Raw genomic sequence first — 834 nt, 5'->3', positions numbered from 1 at the left:
GCCGCCGTCCTCGTAGTGGGCGGTAGCGGCTGTCATCCAAGTCATATGTCTCGCTCATCGATCTCCCCGCGCGCCGGAGCTGCGGAGATCGATGAGACTTCGGACATTGCCACTATTTACTGAAGCGGGCGAATGCCTGAAGCAGGTAGGGATGAGGTCGGATGAGTTTCAGTGTGAGGCAGCTGCGCTACTTCGTTGCGACGGCGGAATATGCGCAAGTTTCGCTTGCGGCGATCAATCAGAATATTTCGCAGTCGGCGATCACCGCTGCGATCAAGGATCTCGAGCAGATCGTCGGCGTGCCGCTGTTCAACCGCTCGCCGCATGGCATGGAACTGACCTCTTCGGGACGGCAGTTTCTCGCCCATGCCTACGAAATCCTGGCGAAGATCGATGAAGCGCTGCACATCAATTTCATCGACAGCGATGTCGAAGGAGAACTCGTCGTCGCCGCGACCTACACGGTCATCGGCTATTTTCTGCCCATGCATGTCGAACGCATGCGACGGCTCTTCCCCAAGCTCAGGGTACAGCTCTACGAGGTCAATCGCGAGTCGATCGAGGAAGGCCTGCTGACCAACAGATACGACCTGTCGGTGCTGCTGACGTCCAATATCCTCAACCCGATGCTGACGACGGAGACGCTTCTGAGCTCCGTCCGGCGGCTCTGGGTGCCGGCCCAGCATCCTCTTCTGCGACGCGACGGTGTCGGGCTGCGGGAGGTGGCGCAGGAGCCCTACATCATGCTCACCGTCGACGAGGCGGCGCAATCCTCGCTGAAATACTGGAGCAAGACGACCTATCAGCCCGATGTCATTCTCCGCACCTCCTCGG

1 protein-coding gene is annotated in these 834 nt (G+C 59.5%); it reads left to right on the top strand.

The window, feature by feature from the left end; translation table 11 throughout:
• Window positions 1-173: 173 nt before the first annotated feature.
• Window positions 174-834, top strand: a 661-nt coding sequence (locus AC1D0P_RS26265; RefSeq protein WP_477679408.1) for a LysR family transcriptional regulator, incomplete at its 3' end; no start/stop codon positions are given.

Source organism: Polaromonas sp. P1_G2 (assembly GCF_056405515.1).
The sequence above is the reverse complement of the archived record's forward strand: the minus strand, read 5'-3'. Positions and strand labels throughout refer to the sequence as shown.